At 64.8% G+C, this 17,215-nt stretch carries 15 protein-coding genes; 11 read left to right on the forward strand and 4 right to left on the reverse strand.

From position 1 onward, the window contains the following. The first annotated feature begins 124 nt into the window (after nucleotides 1–124). From NCS58_RS17285 to NCS58_RS17310, 6 genes are all read left to right on the forward strand, one after another. On the forward strand, nucleotides 125–817 hold the full coding sequence (locus tag NCS58_RS17285; RefSeq protein ID WP_061115850.1) for a FadR/GntR family transcriptional regulator: 693 nt from the start codon (nucleotides 125–127) through the stop codon (nucleotides 815–817). A gap of 1,033 nt (nucleotides 818–1,850) precedes the next feature. Continuing rightward, nucleotides 1,851–2,954: an ABC transporter substrate-binding protein gene (locus NCS58_RS17290; RefSeq protein ID WP_409219294.1), complete on the forward strand. Its 1,104-nt coding sequence runs from the start codon at nucleotides 1,851–1,853 to the stop codon at nucleotides 2,952–2,954. Between the two features lie 81 nt (nucleotides 2,955–3,035). Continuing rightward, on the forward strand, nucleotides 3,036–4,112 hold the full coding sequence (locus NCS58_RS17295; RefSeq protein ID WP_061115847.1) for an ABC transporter ATP-binding protein: 1,077 nt from the start codon (nucleotides 3,036–3,038) through the stop codon (nucleotides 4,110–4,112). Beyond that, nucleotides 4,109–4,975, forward strand: a complete 867-nt coding sequence (locus NCS58_RS17300; RefSeq protein ID WP_061115846.1) for an ABC transporter permease — start codon at nucleotides 4,109–4,111, stop codon at nucleotides 4,973–4,975. The genes NCS58_RS17295 and NCS58_RS17300 overlap by 4 nt, the downstream gene beginning before the upstream one ends. 77 nt (nucleotides 4,976–5,052) lie before the next feature. Further along, nucleotides 5,053–5,892 (forward strand): ABC transporter permease, encoded by an 840-nt coding sequence (locus tag NCS58_RS17305; protein ID WP_404989840.1) that lies wholly within the window; start codon nucleotides 5,053–5,055, stop codon nucleotides 5,890–5,892. Between the two features lie 49 nt (nucleotides 5,893–5,941). Continuing rightward, nucleotides 5,942–6,877 (forward strand): aldose epimerase, encoded by a 936-nt coding sequence (locus NCS58_RS17310; RefSeq protein ID WP_061115844.1) that lies wholly within the window; start codon nucleotides 5,942–5,944, stop codon nucleotides 6,875–6,877. Between the two features lie 120 nt (nucleotides 6,878–6,997). On the opposite strand, the gene NCS58_RS17315 is transcribed toward NCS58_RS17310, so the two are convergent. Beyond that, nucleotides 6,998–7,450 carry a response regulator transcription factor gene (locus tag NCS58_RS17315; RefSeq protein ID WP_061116096.1) on the reverse strand — a complete coding sequence of 151 codons (453 nt, stop codon included), beginning with the start codon at nucleotides 7,448–7,450 and terminating at the stop codon, nucleotides 6,998–7,000. 196 nt (nucleotides 7,451–7,646) lie between these two features. On the opposite strand from NCS58_RS17315, the gene NCS58_RS17320 reads away from it, so the two are divergent. Together NCS58_RS17320 and NCS58_RS17325 are read left to right on the forward strand one after the other, a co-directional pair. Further along, a complete protein-coding gene (locus NCS58_RS17320) occupies nucleotides 7,647–8,342 on the forward strand; it encodes a response regulator transcription factor (protein WP_061115843.1) in 696 nt (231 codons plus the stop codon). Nucleotides 8,343–8,501: 159 nt separating this feature from the next. Then, a complete protein-coding gene (locus NCS58_RS17325; RefSeq protein WP_250477415.1) occupies nucleotides 8,502–9,020 on the forward strand; it encodes a hypothetical protein in 519 nt (172 codons plus the stop codon). A gap of 16 nt (nucleotides 9,021–9,036) precedes the next feature. Here the strand turns inward: NCS58_RS17325 and NCS58_RS17330 are convergent, their stop codons facing one another. Then, complete coding sequence (locus NCS58_RS17330) at nucleotides 9,037–9,393, reverse strand: hypothetical protein (RefSeq protein WP_061115841.1); 357 nt, start codon at nucleotides 9,391–9,393, stop codon at nucleotides 9,037–9,039. A gap of 400 nt (nucleotides 9,394–9,793) precedes the next feature. On the opposite strand from NCS58_RS17330, the gene mprF reads away from it, so the two are divergent. Both mprF and NCS58_RS17340 read left to right on the forward strand, forming a co-directional pair. Continuing rightward, entirely contained in the window at nucleotides 9,794–12,388 is a 2,595-nt protein-coding gene (mprF, locus tag NCS58_RS17335; RefSeq protein WP_061115840.1) for a bifunctional lysylphosphatidylglycerol flippase/synthetase MprF, read from the forward strand. Then, on the forward strand, nucleotides 12,385–13,677 hold the full coding sequence (locus NCS58_RS17340; RefSeq protein ID WP_061115839.1) for a virulence factor family protein: 1,293 nt from the start codon (nucleotides 12,385–12,387) through the stop codon (nucleotides 13,675–13,677). Before mprF ends, NCS58_RS17340 begins: the two co-directional genes overlap by 4 nt. 75 nt (nucleotides 13,678–13,752) lie before the next feature. Here NCS58_RS17340 and NCS58_RS17345 read toward each other — a convergent pair whose 3' ends face one another. Further along, nucleotides 13,753–14,262 (reverse strand): DUF1993 family protein, encoded by a 510-nt coding sequence (locus NCS58_RS17345; RefSeq protein ID WP_061115838.1) that lies wholly within the window; start codon nucleotides 14,260–14,262, stop codon nucleotides 13,753–13,755. 93 nt (nucleotides 14,263–14,355) lie between these two features. Continuing rightward, nucleotides 14,356–14,532, reverse strand: coding sequence for an oxidoreductase-like domain-containing protein (locus tag NCS58_RS17350; RefSeq protein ID WP_409219292.1), 177 nt, complete (start codon nucleotides 14,530–14,532; stop codon nucleotides 14,356–14,358). Between the two features lie 141 nt (nucleotides 14,533–14,673). Between NCS58_RS17350 and NCS58_RS17355 the strand changes: the two genes are divergently transcribed. Continuing rightward, complete coding sequence (locus tag NCS58_RS17355) at nucleotides 14,674–17,118, forward strand: penicillin acylase family protein (protein WP_061115837.1); 2,445 nt, start codon at nucleotides 14,674–14,676, stop codon at nucleotides 17,116–17,118. The last annotated feature ends 97 nt before the right edge of the window (nucleotides 17,119–17,215 follow it).

Here is a 17,215-nt window from a genome sequence, read left to right on the forward strand (position 1 = left end):
GCGGTCGACGCAGCTGCTGCGTCGACCGCTTTTGCGTTGCTCGGCTTGTCCCCGCGACGTATCACCGCGCAAATAATCTGCCTTACAATCGGTCTCCACCCTGACAAGCACGACAAGCGCGAACATGAACGAGCGTAAGTCCTCCGGACTCGCCGACCGGATCTACAGCGACATCCTCAATAGCATCGTGGAAGGCGAATTCAAGGAGGGCGATCGGCTCCTTACCGAACACGCGCTCGCCGAACGGTTCGCGACCTCTCGCCCGACCGTGCGCGAAGCCCTCGCACGGCTGCGCGCGGACGGCATCATCGTGACGCGGCGCGGCTCAGGCACCACCGTCGGACGCCGCCCTGATGCGGACATGCGCCGTTTCGCGCCGCTCGAAACGCTGTCGGACATCCGCCGCTGCTACGAATTTCGGATCGTGACAGAGTCCGGGGCAGCGGAATTCGCCGCCCTCAAGGCTGACGATGACGATATCCGCGCGATCCAGGATGCATGGGACCAGCTTGAGCGCGTCGTCGAAACGCGGCAGGGCATCGGCGCAAAAGACGATTTCGCGTTCCATCTCGCGGTTGCGCGAGCGTCGAAGAATCAGTTCTTCATCACTGCCTTGTCGTTCATCGAAGAACAGGTCGAAGTCAGCATGAATCTGTCGCGCAATCTTTCGTTCGTCAAGACGATCGAGCGGCAGCGCGTCGTCCAGCGCGAACATTTGGAAGTGCTCGAAGCAATTCGCGCGCGCGACGCCGCTCGAGCCGGGAAAGCGATGAAGGCGCATCTCGAGAACGCGATCGTCAGGATGTTCGGCGACTAGTCGTCGTCACAGTTGTCACACAACCTGCGTGTCGACGGCCGAAGTCATGCCCGCCGCAACAAAGTTGTTTGACAACTTAAACTGACGTCGATGTAGACCGCCAGCTATCTGTCCTTCGGCGAGCTTCATGAATCCGCATCGCAGCCGACGGGGCGGTGAGCGCGCTCCGTCCTGGCAAGAGCTGGGACCACGATCACGTGCCCGCAGCGAGCATGGCGAGTTGCTTGACTCGCCTCCATGGCCGAGACAGAAGGGGTGAGGCTCACTCAGGCACACATCCCTCGTGCGGACTGTCCATCGCACCGCGTGCATCGAGACCGTAGGGCGATGCGAGAAGGCCGTTCGGCTACGTTCAGAAGAGTCGATCAAGGTTCACCGGCACTTCTATTAAAGACACGCTTCAGGCGACAAAGAATTCAGCGTCCAAATCCGAGGAAGCGGCGATCAGCGCGCGCGCTTGGAAACATGCGGGCATCACGAGGCGCGTCGAGTACAGACCAACGCATGCGGACGATCTTGCGTCGACATGCGCGCGCCCATATTGCGTATCCGCGCGGCATCCTCCTGAACTCAAGTCGAACATCACGCCGACCAGGAAAACACCCGGTAACTCCTAAGGAAACACCGGTTAAATTCGAGTTAAACAGGCCGTTGGGGTATCTCCCGAGAGACCTTGCAAAGCGCTATCGCCAGAGGAAAAACCACGCTCACGCTGTTTCGGTAACAGCCTCAGCAGCCCCGATTTGCTTGACATCCTATGACCCTGTTAGCTATTTTTCAGCATCCGGTCGCCATGAGGACGCACGCGTACAGAGACCCGCTACATTCAAGGTGCCAAGCAAGCGGCGCACAAACGAATCAGAACGAAGCACAAACAGGCCGGCGATCGACCCGAACCAACAACATCGACGATACGACCGGACCTTTTCCCGACCCCTGGTTGCGAGAGAAGTGAGGAGACAACATGGCTTTCAAGGTAGGACTGTCAGTGAAGCTGGCGGCGGTTTGCGTCGCAGTTAGCGCGGTTTTCGGCATGAGCGCGGCACACGCGGCCGATCCCGTATCGATCAACATCGTCGACGTTGCGGGCAATCTGCAGCTCACGCAAAAGGGCTTCGAAGCGTTCAAGGCGAAATATCCGGACCTCGTTTCCAGCATCACCTTCACGAACGCGCCCGCGCCGCAGTTGCCAGGCAAGATCAAGGCGATGCAGGCGGCGGGCCGCTCGGACATCGACCTCGTCGTCACCGGCACCGACGCACTCGCGGCCGGCATCCAGCAAGGCCTGTGGGAGAAACTGCTCCCCGATAACGCGAAGGCGTTCCCCGGCGTGCTCGACAAGTACGCACCCGGCCCGCGCAAGATGCAGGACATCGCGCAGGGCTACGGCCTCGAAGTGACCTACATGCCCGCGGGGCCGCTGCTCGAATACAACCCGGCCAAGGTCACCGACGTTCCGAAGACGCCGGATCAACTGCTCGCGTGGTGCAAGGCGCATCCGAACAAGCTGATCTACGCGCGCCCGGCGAACTCCGGTCCGGGCCGCACCTTCCTGATGGGCCTGCCGTACGTGCTCGGCGACAAGGACCCGATGGACCCGATCAACGGCTGGGACAAGACCTGGGCGTTCCTCAAGCAGCTGAACGACTGCATCCCGTATTACCCGGGCGGCACATCGGCCGTCATGAAGGAACTGGGCGAAGGCACGCGCGACATGACGGTCACGGTGACCGGCTGGGACATCAACCCGCGCGCGCTCGGCATCGTGCCCGCGGAGTTCAAGGTGGCCGCGTTCGACAACATGACCTGGGTGAACGATGCCCACTACATGGTGATCCCGAAGGGCGTGCCGAAGGAAAAGCTCGACGTGCTCTACAAGCTGATGAACTTCATGCTCGAGCCGGCGCAGCAGGCGCTGACCTATGACGATGGCTACTTCTATCCGGGCCCGGCGGTGAAGGACGTGCCGCTCTCGATGGCGCCCGCGAAGAGCCAGGAAGTCATCCAGAAGTTCGGCCGGCCCGAGTACGCGAAGCTGCTGGCCGACCGTCCGCACGTGCTGCCGCTCAATGCGCAGTCGATGGTGGCGGCCTTCCAGAAGTGGGACCGGGAAATCGGCGCGGCGAAGACCAAGTAAGTTGGCGTAACGCTGTGATGAGACGGCGACGCTCCTGCCAGGGCGCGTCGCCGCTTGTACAAAAAAGCGCAGGAAATTGTCATGAAGCACACTTTTGAGCAGTTGCGCCTCGACTCGGTCTCGCGCAGTTTCACCAACGCCGAAGGGCAGCAGCTCGCGGCGTTGAAGGGGCTCGATCTGAATATCCAGCGCGGCGAGTTCATCGCGCTGCTCGGGCCATCGGGCTGCGGCAAGTCGACCGCGCTGAACTGCATCGCCGGATTGCAACCGCTGACGGGCGGCGGCATCTGGCTCGACGACAAGCGTATCGACGTGCTGCCGCCCGAAAAGCGCGGCTTCGGCATGGTCTTTCAGAATTACGCGCTGTTTCCGCACATGTCGGTGCTGGACAACGTCGGCTTCGGCCTCAAGATGCGCGGCATGCCGAAGGCCGAAGCGACCAAGCGCGCGAAGGCCGCCTTGCAGCTCGTGCAACTGATCGGCCACGATGCCAAGCTTCCCGGTCAACTGTCGGGCGGCCAGCAGCAGCGTGTGGCGATCGCGCGCGCGATCGTCATCGAGCCGCCGCTCGTTCTGATGGATGAGCCGCTTTCGAACCTCGACACCAAGCTGCGCATCGAGATGCGCGCCGAAATCCGCCGCATCCACGGCAAGCTGGAGCGCGCGACGATCTACGTGACGCACGATCAGGACGAAGCACTGTCGATGGCCGATCGCATCGTCGTGATGAAGGAAGGCGTCGTCCAGCAGGTGGCCTCGCCGAAGGAAGTCTATTCGCGGCCGAAAAATCTGCATGTCGCGCGCTTCATGGGTTTTCGCAACGTCGTGCAGGCCACCCTCGAAGGCACGCAGGGCGAGGCGGTCGCGGTGAACGCGAACGGCGTGCGGCTCGTCGGCACGCCGATGGAAGGCTTCGACAGCAAGCGCGTCAGCGTCGCGCTGCGCCCGGAAGACATGGAGCGTTCGACGCCCGGCGCCGAGAACGCCTTCGATGCGCACGTCGAAGTCGTCGAGTACGGCGGCCGCGATTCGCTCATCATCGTCAATTCCGCGTTCGGCAAGCTCTGGGCGCGCATCGCGGGCGAATGCAGCGAAGGCGAGCGCATCTCGCTGCGCGTGGCGCCTTCGAAAACGCTCGTGTACGGAGAAGACAAATGATCGCGCTTCCGGCGCAGCAACGCGATCCGAAGGGCTGGCTCGTCACGCCGGCGCTCTTCTTCATCCTCGCGCTGTTCATCTATCCGTTCGCCTACGGGCTGATGCTCTCGTTCAGTCCGATGAACGGCGGCAGCGTCTGGGCAAACTACATCACGTTCTTCACCGACTCGTCGATGTGGCCGACGATCATCGTCACGCTGAAGCTCGCCGTGCCCGCGACGATCATCAACGTCGGTGTGTCGGTGCCGGTCGCGTTCGCGTTGCGCCGCACCTCGCCGTGGCAGAAGTTCGTCACGACGCTGCTCGTCGTGCCGGTGACGCTCGGCACCGTGCTCATCGCCGACGGCATGCTGACGTACTTCAGCCCGAACGGCTGGTTTCCGCAGGCATTGCAGGCACTCCATCTCTATGGCGATGAAGTGCGCCTCACGCACAACTACTGGGGCGTGCTGATTTCGTTGATCGTGTCAGGGTTTCCGTTCGCGTTTCTGCTGACGCTGTCGTATGTGACCGGCATCGACCCGACGCTCGCGCGCGCCGCCGCGACGCTCGGCGCGAGCCCGTGGCAGCAGTTCCGTCAGATCTATCTGCCGCTGCTGTTGCCGGGTCTCACGATGACCGCCTGTCTCTCGTTCGTGCAGGCGTTCTCGGTGTTTCCGTCGGCGGTGCTGCTCGGTGCGCCGGCCGGTCCGACGCGCGTGATCTCGATCGCCGCCTCCGAAGCCGCGTTCGAAAACTACGACTACGCGCTCGCATCGACCATTGCGATCGTGATGGGCTTCGTGCAGTTGCTCGTCGTGGGCGGCATGCTCGGCGCGCGCCGCTTCTTCTATACCGGTCCGGTGACGGGAGGCAAGGGATAATGACGACCGATAACCGCGCGGCGTCCGGCTGGCAGGCCGGCGCCCCGACCGAAACCGCGAACGGCACCGGCAAGCACATGAAACAGCAAGTGAGCCTGCGCGACAGGCTATGGAAGTTCTTCGTCTGGGCGACGATGGGCTTTTTCCTCGTCAACGTGCTGCTGCTGATCGCGACCGTGGCCGTGAATTCGGTGGCGACGCGCTGGTTCGGCACGCTCTTGCCGCAGGGCTTCACGCTGCACTGGTACGCGCAGGCGTGGAGCGATTTTCAGCTCTCGAGCGTGCTGCTCGTGACGCTCGAAGTGGTGGGGGCGGTGGTGCTGCTCTCCATCGTACTCGGCGTGCCGGCGGCCTATGCGCTCGCCCGCGTGCAGTTTCCCGGCAAGCGTTTCGCGATGCTCGTATTCCTGCTGCCGCTGATGGTGCCGCCCGTGACCTACGGCATCCCGATGGCGACGGTCATGTACAAGTTCCATCTCGCAGGCACGCTGACCGGCGTGATCCTCGCGAACCTGGTGCCTGCGCTGCCGTTCGTCATTCTCGTGATGACGCCGTTCATCGAGCAGATCGATCCGAACCTCGAATCGGCCGCGCGCATCTTCGGCGCGAACACGTTCCGTTACTTCCGCTACGTGCTGCTGCCGCTGCTCGTGCCCGGCATGCTGGCCGCGGGGCTGCTCGTGCTGGTGCGGACCATCGGCATGTTCGAGCTGACGTTCTTCACCGCGGGGCCGACGACCCAGACGCTCGTCGTCGCGCTCTATTACGCCGTCTTCTCAACGGGCGTGCGCGCGCCGCAATCCATCGACGCGATGGCGATGATCTACATGGCCATCACGATGGTGTGGGTGCTGATCGCGCTGCAGTTCGTGAGCCCGACGCAACTCGTGTCGCGCGTGAAGGAACAGAAACAGTGACATCGTGCCCGCGCGGCTGCGCGGGTTCTTTTCCTATCGAAGTCGTGTCGTGACGAAATTTCGTGAAGTCGTACCGCTGAACGCCGGGCCGCGCCTGAGCATTTCGAGCGGGCCGCATGTCGTCGAAATCGCGCCGGCGGCGGGCGGGCGCATTACGCGCTTCGCCACGCAAGGCGCGCGCGGATGGCAGGACTGGCTCGTGCCGGTGACGGCCGTCACTTGGCCGTGCGACGCATGGCCCAAAGGCGGCAGCTATCCGCTCGTGCCGTTTTCGAATCGCGTGCGCGATGCGCGTTTTGCCGCGCCGGACGGTTCCCTCGTCGAACTCGCGACGTTTCCGGGCATGGTGCACGCGCTGCACGGCTTCGGCCAGTTCGCGGCATGGAGCGTCGAGCTTCAGGAGGCGGATTGCGTCGCGTTGCGCTACGTGCACGGCGAGGGCGAGCATGGCTGGCCTTGGGCGTTCGAGGCCGTGCAACTGATCGAAGCGAATGCGCACGGCGCGCGCTTGTCGATGCGCATCGCGAACCGGTCGTCCAGCCCGATGCCGGTCGGCCTCGGCTTTCACCCATACTTCGGCGCCCAGGAAGCCGAACTCCATGCGACGACGCACTGGCGTCACGAAGCGGAGATCGCCATCGAGCCGACGGTCGAGGCGCCCGCGCATCGACATGTGCGGGAAAGGGAAGGCTACACGCGCTATCTGGGTGGATGGGACGGCCGCGCCACGCTGCGTTACCCGGACGGCCGCTCGCTCCAACTGAAAGCCGACGACACGCTGAAGCACGTCGTCGTGCATTGTCCGGCCGGGGCGGGTTATCTGTGCGTCGAACCGGTCTCGCACGTGAGCGACGGCTTCAACCTCGCGGCGCAAGGGCTGCCCGAAACCGGCATCGCGCTCATCGGGCCAGGTAGTGAAATACGGGCGTCGCTCGCGATGGCAGTCGGCGAGACCCCGGCCCGGCGCGACGGCGGCGACGCCTGACGCGCGCTTCCACGCAGGCGCGCTCGCGAACCGCGGGAAGGCGCGACGCATGCGCCGGCAACCAGCCCCCGACGACGAGGCAAGCATCTCTGTTCATGGCGGCACCTCCGGATTCGGGACTCAGCGCGTGAGCGGCATGGAAAAGAACGACTCGACGAGATCGACGATGCGCCAGGTCGCGCAAGGCCGACGGCAGTGGGCATCGAAACCGGCTTCCTTGAGCGTCTGAACCGGGTCGGCGGGCCACACGTTGCTCATCGCGACGAGGAGCCGCCCGGTGACGTCCGCGTCCATGCGCAGCGTGCGCAGAAAGACATAGCCGGAATCGTTGTCAAGACGCGTATCGAGAAGCAGCGCCTGTGGCTGCCAGCTATGCACCAGCGCGCGCACGGATTTCATATCCTGCGAATGGATGACCTGCAAGCCTTTGAGCCGAAGTTGCACGGCGAGGGAATCGCCGATCGACTTGTCTTGATGGGCGATCAGCACACGGCGCGATGTGTCCGCCGTGCGGGCCCGCTTGATACGCCACAACGCGAATTCGCTTTCGTTGTCGGCCAGACGGCTTGACATCTCATCCTCCATTCTCGTATTGCGTTACGTGGTTGATTCGACTGCGACCAGTGTCGACCGAACGTACCGGCCGCTAAACCCGGCACGGGAGGGGGATGCGGTGGATTTTGTGAGACTGCCGAATGTATCCCTGCGAAAGGGGGGTGGTCGCCGCGCGCGGCGCGCGTAATATCGGAACCGTTCTCGGAGCCTCGCAATGGAAAATGGCTACTTCAAAACTGTGTTGCTAGTAGAGGACGAAGGGCTCACCAGGAGCGCCATGAAAAGCCTCATTCTGGCGAACGAGCCTTTGCTTGAAATCGACGAAGCCGATGGGTTCGAGCAGGCGAAGGCCAAGCTTTCCGCCAACACCTACGATCTCATGTTCCTCGACTACCACTTGCGCGGCCAGGCGACCGGCATGGACCTCCTCAACTGGATTCGCGAGGAAGAGCGCGAGATCCAGACGATCATGCTTTCCGCGCAGGACGACCGCGACACGGTGCTCGAATGCATCAAGAACGGCGCGTGCGGATTCATTTCGAAGGGCAGCGAGCAGGGCGCGGGCGTCTTCCGCGAAGCGCTGAAGACGATTCTCAACGGGCGCGTCTACCTGCCGAACACCGTGCTCGGCAAGGGCGGCCACAGCCCGAAGCCGGTTTCGCCGCACGCAGGCGTGACGGTCGAATCGCTCGATCTGCCGCCTCGCCTGACCGAGACGCTGCGCTATCTGCTGCAAGGCCTGTCGAACAAGGCTATCGCGCGCAAGATGAACATCAGCGAAAACACTGCCAAGGAATATTCAAGCGATCTGCTCGCGCGCTTTCACGTCACGCGGCGAACGTTTCTGATCGTCGAGATGGCGCGGCGCGGGATCGAAATGCCGATGAGCAACACGTCGTCGGCGTCCTGACCCTTCCATTCCTCTTCTTTTCGACGCGGTCAGCCTGAAAGGCGTCCGCGTCGTCGCATCTGCGCCGCCTTTTTCTCATCGTTCCGAGGAATGCGCCTGGGATGGTAAGGTAGAGCCCGGACTATATTTGAGATGGGGTCAGCGTAGGTGATTCGCAGGATGACGTTCATAAAAATGCAAGGCGCCGGCACGGCCATCGCGGTGACAGCGGCGCTGCTTCTCGGCGCATGCGCGCCGCTTCCGCAGCAGAACGGCACCGACACCGCGGCGGCGTCGGCGGCATCGGCCACGCAAGCGGCTCAGGCTCCGGCCAGGCCGCCCGCACCGCCGGCGCCGCCGGGCGAGCAGCGCATCATGGTCGGCAGCGCGAACGGCTACCATCTGATGCTCAAGACGACGCCCCCATCTCAAGTCTGCGACGACGGCGCCTTTGCCGACGGCGTGCGCTACGGCTACGCGCTCACCTGGAACCGCCTCGTCAGCGAGGAAGTGCGCAATGGCGGCAAGGCCCGGCGCAAGTTCGACCCGTCGACGGTCCATTCCCTGGACGATCAGTACAAGATCCAGTGGGACGGCAAGGAGCGCGTCAACGCGTGCGCATCGGACGGCTATCTGATCGGACGCGTCGTCGGCACGCATCTGGCCGGCGTCGACATGCGCAACGGCAAGCCTTCCTGATCACGAATACGGCGGCTCAGTCGCACGTGTGCGTCGCCGTGACGTAGCGGCCCGCGGCTGCGACATCGCCGTAGATCGTGTAGCCCGTGCCGTTCGCGGACGCCTGCGCGATCACCAGCACCACGGATTGGCTCGTCCTGCCGCCGCCGGGCACCGAAACGGCCAGCGTATCTGCGCTCGGCGAATATTCGCGCACGCGCGGCGCGATCGGCGTCCATTTTTCCTTCACGCAGCGAACGAAGTCGTATGGCTTGTACTGCGACGTGCCCGACCCGAAGGGCACGGTCTTGAGCAGGGCGTCGTCGGTCGAAACGCACGCGCTCAGCACGGATGCGCCGATGGCGGCAAACAAGATTTCGATGTGTTTTCTCATAATTCCGATGCCTTTTTTTGTAGTAACCGCTTAAGCTACCGTCCCGTGCTCAGGTCGATGCCCGCAAGCTGCGCGGCCGTCGATCCTAACCGCTTCCCTGACAAACCGTAAAGCGCGCGCGATCGGTCATTCGTGCCGGTCGAGCCGTCCGGGAACCGCGCCAGGTCTAATCGAAAGCTTTCGATCCGTAGTTTTCCCAATATTAGTCAAGTCGGGTCAACCACCGCCGTTATACAGGCGTTTCACACATTGAAGCCTTTTGTATGGCGCGAGCGCGAGCGGCAGGCGCCGAAGTGGCGCTCTCCGACCGCGTGTGTGCGCGGACCCCGATAACCGTGATGTAACGTTGCCATCGATCGCTCGCGGCCGATGCGCAGCGGGAGCCAGTTTGATAGAACGCATGTCTCGCACAAAGTTGCTTGCCCGGCTTCGCGCCATTTCTCCGATCGGACGTTCGTCCGGCGGCTTCGATCTTCAGCGGCTCGCCGCGCCCGTGCTGACGGTCGTCATCTGCGTGCTGCTGCTGGTCGTCTTCCAGCATCTTTCGCGCTCGGTCGATTACAAGTCGGTCATCCACTCGCTGCGCATGATGACGCCGCAAGCCTGGATGGCCGCGCTGTTCGCGACCGGGCTCAGCTTTGCCGCGCTCGTCGGGCGGGACGCGGTCGGGCTGCGTCACATCGGCGTAGCGGTGCCGCGTTCCTTGCTGTGGGTCGGCGCGACGGTCGGCTCGGCGCTCGGCAACGTAACGGGCTTTGGTGCCCTGACAGGCGGCGCCGTGCGCTGCCGCGTCTACGGCGCGGCCGAGGTCACGCCGGCGCAAGTCGGCCGCCTGACGATTTTCACGAGCGTCACGCTGGCGCTCTCCCTTGCCTTCATGGCGGCCGCCGGCATGCTGTTCGGCGCGGGCACGCTCTCGGGCATGATGCATGTGCCGCCGGCCGTGCTGCGCGTGACGGGCGCGGCGCTGCTCGCCGTGTTCACCGCGATGGCCGTCGTTTGCGGCGGCGAGCCGCGCACGCTGCGTTCGCGCTGGAAATGGCTGTCGTTCACCGTCCCGGCGCGCCGCGATTTCGTCGCGCAGGCCGCGCTCGCCGTCATCGATGTATTCGGCGCCGGGCTCGCGCTCTGGGCGCTCCTGCCGAACGCGCAAGTCGGCTTCGGCGAATTCATGACGGTTTTCTCGGCGGCGATGCTGCTCGGCATGATCGGTCATACGCCGGGCGGCGTCGGCGTGTTCGAGGCGGCAATGGTGTTCGCGCTCGGCAACAGTGCGCAGACGCCGGATGTGCTGGCCGCGCTGCTTGCGTATCGCGCGATCTATTTCGGCCTGCCGCTGATCCTTTCCGCGGGCGTGATGGCCGCGTTCGAAGGGCGTGCGCTCAAGGGCCGCTTCGGCCTCCTGAGCCGGCGTCACGTGTCGCAGCTTGCGCCGTTGTTCCTGTCGATCGTCACGTTCGCGGCGGGCTCGATGCTCGTCATCTCGGGCGCGACGCCGGCATTCAAGATGCGCATTGCGCTGTTGCAGACCATCGTCCCGCTGTGGGTGCTGGAAAGCTCGCAACTGCTCGGCTCGGTGCTCGGCGTGCTGCTCCTCTTCGTCGCGCGCGGCCTGATGCGCCGCCTCGATGCCGCCTGGTGGCTCGCGCTCGTGCTCGCTGTGACGAACCTCGCGCTGTCGCTCGCCAAAGGTCTCGCGTTCGTCGAAGTCGGCGTCCTCGCGTTTCTCGTCGTGCTCCTCGTCCTGACGCGCGAGCGCTTCAACCGCCGCTCGTCGCTCTTCGCCGAGCGCTTCACCGCGACATGGCTGATCTCGATAGGCGTCGTGATGGCCTTCGCCGTGTGGATCATGCTCTTCGCATTCCGCGACGTGCCGTACAGCGGCGATCTCTGGTGGCAGTTCGCCTTCGACGAGCGCGCCCCGCGTGCGCTGCGCGCGACGCTCGCGGCGGCGGTGTTCGCGTCGGCGTTCGGCGTGTGGCAACTGCTGCGTCCGGCGGCGGGCCGCTTCGTGAAGCCCGCCCCGCAGGATCTCGCCGATGCCGCGCGCATCTTCCGCGCACAGGAACGCAGCGACGCCGGCCTCGCGATGATGGGCGACAAGAGCTTCCTCTTCTCCGAGTCGCGCGAAGCTTTCCTGATGTACGCGAAGCACGGCCGCACGTGGGCCGCGCTGCACGATCCGGTCGGTCCGCGCCGCGAGTGGGCGGAGCTGATCCGCAAGTTCGTCGAGCTCGCGCACGCGCACAACGGCCGCGCGGCGTTTTATCAGGTGCGCGCCGATGCTCTGCCGCTCTATCTCGACGCCGGCCTCACGCTGATGAAGCTCGGCGAGGAGGCGCACGTCGCGCTCTCCGAGTTCGATCTGAAGGGCTCGCATCGCTCGCATTTGCGCTATGCGCTCAAGCGCGGCGAGCGCGATGGCTTCGATACGGAAGTCATCGGGCCGGAGCGGATCGCGGCAAGCATGCCGATGCTGCGCGCAATCTCCGACGACTGGCTCGACAGCCGCTCCGCGCGAGAGAAGAGCTTCTCGGTCGCGGCGTTCAACGAGGAATATCTCGCGGCGCAGTCGGTGCTGCTCGTGCGCCAGCAGGGCGCGCCGGTCGCGTTCGTCACCTTCATGACGACCGACATGAACACCGAAGCGACCGTCGGCGTGATGCGCCATGTTTCGGCCGCCTCGTCTTACGCGATGGAATACCTCTTCACCAAGCTCGCGCTGCATCTGAAGGAAGCGGGGTTCAAATCGCTGTCGCTGGGCATTGCGCCGCTGTCGGGCATGGAACCGACGCCGCTGGCCTCGCACTGGCATCGGTTCGCGGGGCTCGTCTGGCGCTTCGGCGGGCGTTTCTACAACTTCCGCGGACTGCGCGGATTCAAAAGCAAGTTCCAGCCGCGCTGGGAGCCGCGTTATCTGGCGGCGTCCGGTTCGGTCGGCGTATTTTTCACTTTGGCGGATCTTTCGCTCCTCGCGGGCGGTTGGCGTTCATGAAATTCTTTTGCAAGAAAGCGGCGGCGGTCGTGGTGGCCGCCGTCTGTGGTGTGTCCATGTTCAGTGCGGCGCATGCCGCTGAATCGATTTCCGGCGGACGTTACGGCCAGGTGACGCTCACGAAGCCCACTGGTGACATGACCGGCTTCGTCGTGCTGTTCTCGGAGCAAAGCGGCTGGACGCCGGCCGATCAGGAGGCCGCCGCCGCGCTCGCCGCCAGGGGCGCGATGGTGATCGGCGTCGATACGCCTCGCTATGCCGCGCGAGTCGCCGCCGACAAGACGGAGAAGTCGTGCCATAACCTCGTCGGCGATGCGGAGAACATGAGCCATCAGCTCGAACGCACCGTCCAGTCGAATCATTATTTTTCGCCGATCCTGGTCGGCACGGGGCAGGGCGCGATCCTCGCGGAAAGCTCGCTGAAGCAGGCGCCCGACAACACCGTCGCGGGCGCCGTGTCGCTCTCGGCGGACGCGCAACTCGACGCGCGCTTCAAGCCGTGCCCGCCGGACCCGACCATCATCCACGCGAAGGGTCTGCCGGGTTTCATGGAGCGCGCGGCATTGCAACCGGGTCAGACGAAGGCCACCGCGCTCGTCGCGATGACGGGGCCGCATCTCAGAAAGGCCGGGCCCACGACCGGCGGCGACGTCTCCGATCTCCCGCTGATCGAGCTGCGCGCCGCGCAACCCACCGATATGCTCGCGATCGTCATTTCCGGCGACGGCGGCTGGCGCGATCTCGACAAGACAATGGCGCTCGCGCTGCAACGCGATGGCGTGTCGGTGATCGGCATCGACTCGCTGCGCTACTTCTGGAGCGAGAAGACGCCGCAGCAAACGGCCGACGACCTCGCCCGCGTGATCCGCGCGTACGGCGCGCGCTGGCATACGAGCCATGTGGCGCTCGTCGGCTATTCGTTCGGCGCGGATGTGATGCCGTTCGCGTATAACCGTCTGCCGGACGCAGTGCGCGCGCAGGTGTCGTATATCTCGCTGATGGGATTTTCGCCTGCCGCGGATTTTCAGATCCGCGTCACCGGCTGGCTCGGCATGCGCGCAAGCGAAAAGGCGCTCAAGGTGCGGCCGGAATTGAACAAGCTGCCGCCGTCGATGGTGCAATGCATCTACGGCGAGAAGGAAGAGGACACGCTGTGTCCGCAACTGACGAAGACGGGTATCGAAGTGGTGAAGCTGCCGGGCGATCATCACTTCGGCGGCGACTACGATGCGCTCGCGCGGCGGATTCTCGCGGGCTGGCGCAAGCAGATCGCGGCGCAGCAGGGGTAGGGGTAGTACCCAAAAGCGCCTTGATTCGGCCGCTCGATCGTCCGATCGAGCGGCTCATCGAGCGCCGCGTTCAAATCACTTGAGCGGCCCGAGATAATCCCGCTTGCCGATCGGCGCGCCTAGATGGCGCAGGATGTCGTGCGTCGTGACGACGTGGAAATAGAAGTTGGGCAGCCCGAAGCCGAACAGATAATCGTCACCCGAGAACGACGGCGAGAAATCCGGAAACTTCAGTGTGACGGTGCGAGTCTCGCAGCCGGCAAGCGACGCCTTGTCGATGCTCTTCAGGAACGCGATCGTCTTCTCGATACGCGCCTGCAGCGCCGGAAAACTGTCTTCGTCGTCCTCGAAGCGCGGCGCGTCGACGCCGGAAAGACGTGCCGCCGACAGCTTCGCCGTGTCGCTCGCGCGCTGGATCTGGGCGGCGAGCGGCAGCATGTCGGGCGCGAGGCGCGCATTGATCACGTCGGCGTGAGCGAGGCCTTTTTCATCGGCGAAGACGGCGCCTTTCTTCAGCAGATCCGCGCATACCTCGAGTCCGCGAATGAATACGGGAATCGATGCGCGATACATCGTGAGAGACATGGAAGTGCGCTCCTTGTGTTCTGGTTTGGATACCGACAGGGGACACAAGCATAGCGCCGCGCCCATTTGCCTGCTCGAACCGGCAGGATCGATTCACCGTGCGGCGTGCCGCGCCTCCCACGCGCGCAGCTCCGCCTGATAGCGCGCCAGCGCCTCCTGATACAGATCGAAAACGCACGCGTTGCAGCCGCTCTGGCAGCAGTCTTCCGGCAGCGGACGCTCGGGTGGCACCGGGCGCGGATCGTCGGTGTGAGGAGAAGGATCGTTCATCGCTTCATTGTGCATCGGCTTCGCCACGGCGGACGCGAGCGGCTAGACTTTGGCGGCGTATCGCGCTGCCCGCGATGCGATACTGCGCGGCGGGGCGGTAAGCACCCGTCATCACGTCGATCGGACCGGGGGACCCACGCGATGAACCAGATCGTCAGCCTTGCGATCTCCGGCGCGCTTCTGAGCGCCTTTCTGGCCGGCTGCGTCGCGCCGCCGGAAACGCCGGTCGGACCCGGCCAGACGAATTCGGGGGCGCAGAACGCCTGGAGCGCCGAGATCCGCCGCACGCAGGACGGCATTGCGCATATCCGCGCAGCCGATTGGGGCGGCCTCGGCTTCGGTTTCGGCTATGCGCAGGCGCAGGACAACTTGTGCACGCTCGCGGACGGCTTCGTCACGTATCGCGGCGAGCGCTCGGCCTGGTTCGGTCCGGACGCGCGCCCGTCAGCGGCGGCGACCTTCGGCCAGCCGCGCAATATCGACGCGGATTTCTTCTTTCGTCTGATCGGCGATCAGGCGGCCGTCGAACGTTATCGTCTCGCGCAACCGGCTGAACTGCGCAATCTGATCGACGGCTTCGCGAACGGCTACAACCGCTATCTCGCCGATCTGAACGCGGGCAGCTTCCCGAACGCGCATGCAGCGTGCCGCGGCAAGCCGTGGCTCGGCAAGATCAACGCCGACGACATCTACCTTCGCCTGATCGCGGCCAATCTCGCGGGCGGCTCGGCGCGCTTCGTGACATCGATCGCCACCGCCCATCCGCCGAAGCCGGCTACCACCTCTGACGCAGCGCAAACCACGCTCGAATCCTTGCGCTTTCCCATCGGCGAGCATGCGGGCATCGGCAGCAATGCGCTTGCGTTCGGCGCGCCGATCACGCGCGACAAACGCAGCATCCTGTTCGGCAATCCCCACTGGTTCTGGCGCGGCCCCGACCGTTTCTATCAGGCGCAACTGACGATTCCCGGCCAGTTGAACGTCGCGGGCGTGTCGTTTCTCGGGGTGCCGCTGATCGTGCTCGGCTTCAACGAGAACATCGCGTGGACGCATACGGTGTCGAGCGCGCGGCGCTTCGGCATTTTCCAGTTGACGCTCGATCCCGCCGATCCGACGCGGTATCTCGTCGATGGCGAGAGCGAAGCGATGACGCCCGTGCCGCTCACGGTGCGCTCGCGGCGCGCCGACGGCACCTACGAATCCGTGTCGCGCACGCTGTACAAGACGCGCTACGGTCCGGTCGTCGATTTGTCCGCGATGGCACAGGGACTCGGCTGGAGCGGCGAGCGCACGTATGCGCTCGCCGACGTGAACATCGACAACACGCGCGCGTTCCAGAACTTTTTCGCGTGGAATCAGGCGCGCTCGCTCGGCGACTTCATGGCGATCCAGAAGCGCTACGCCGCGATGCCGTGGGCGAACACCTTCGCGATCGGGCGCGGCGACGAGCGCGTCTGGTTCGCCGACATCGGCCCGATCCCGAACGTGCCCGACGCGCTCGCGCAGTCGTGCACGACTCCGGCCGGCCGCGCGTTCGCGGCCCGTGTGCCGGGCGTGCCGTTCCTCGACGGCTCGAAGAGCGCGTGCGCGTGGCGCGTCGATTCGACGAGCGTGCAGCCGGGCGCGCTGCCCGTCGAGCAACTGCCGAACATCGTTCGCGGCGACTACGTCGGCAACTTCAACGACAGCTACTGGCTCACCAACGCGAACGCGCCGATGTCGGGCTATCCGCGCATCGCGGGCGCGACGCGCGTCGAGCAGTCGCTGCGCACGCGTTACGGCCATCTGCTCGCCGCGCGCCTGCAGCGCGAGCGCGGCGGCGTGACGCGCGACGCGCTCGAATCCGCCGTGCTGGAAACGAACTCGATGTCCGAGCGCCTCTACCGCCAGCCGCTGCTCGATGCGGTCTGCACGGTCAACGAAGCGCTCGGCCCGCTGCACGAGGCCTGCGAGGTGCTGCGCAAGTGGAATGGCACGGCGGAGATCGACGCGCGCGGCGCGAATCTCTGGGACGAGTTCTGGTCACGCGCGACGCGGATCGCGCCGGAACGCCTGTACGCGTCGGGCTTCGATCCGAACAAGCCGCTCGCGACGCCGGCAGGCTTCAGTGCCGACAACCCCGCGGTCCTTCAGGACTTGCGCCAGGCGCTCGGCGGCGCGGCACTCGCGCTGACGCTGAACGGCTTTGCACTCGATTCGCGGCGCGGCGACATGCTCTACACGACCCGCAACGGCGCGCGCGTGCCGCTTTTTGGCGGCTGCGACGAGGCGGGCTACTTCACGATCGTCTGCGCGCGGCGTCCGCTCGATGCGAAGGGTTATCCGATGGACATCAACGGCCAGGGCGACAGCTACGTGCAGGTCGTCACGTTCGGCGAGAACGGCGTGGAAGCCGACACGATGCTCTCGCACGCCGAATCCGATGATCCGGCCTCGCCGCACTCGGGCGATGCGACGCGCGCGTTCGCGGCGAAGCGCTGGTCGCGCTTTCGGTTTTCCGAACAGGCGATCGATTCCGACCCGGCGGCGACGCGCGTCGTCGTGTCGGGAACGCGCGATGGCGCGGCGAGCAAGCCAGCACGCTAGAAAATCACCCCAAAAAGGGGCATGCACGGCCCGTCGCCGCTCCAGCCGGGGGCAAATCCCGTCTATGATTGAAGTTTGCCTCGAAGGGAAACAGGGT

It is taken from the genome of Caballeronia sp. INML3B, assembly GCF_023631305.1.
Classification (GTDB): Bacteria; Pseudomonadota; Gammaproteobacteria; order Burkholderiales; family Burkholderiaceae; genus Caballeronia; species Caballeronia turbans.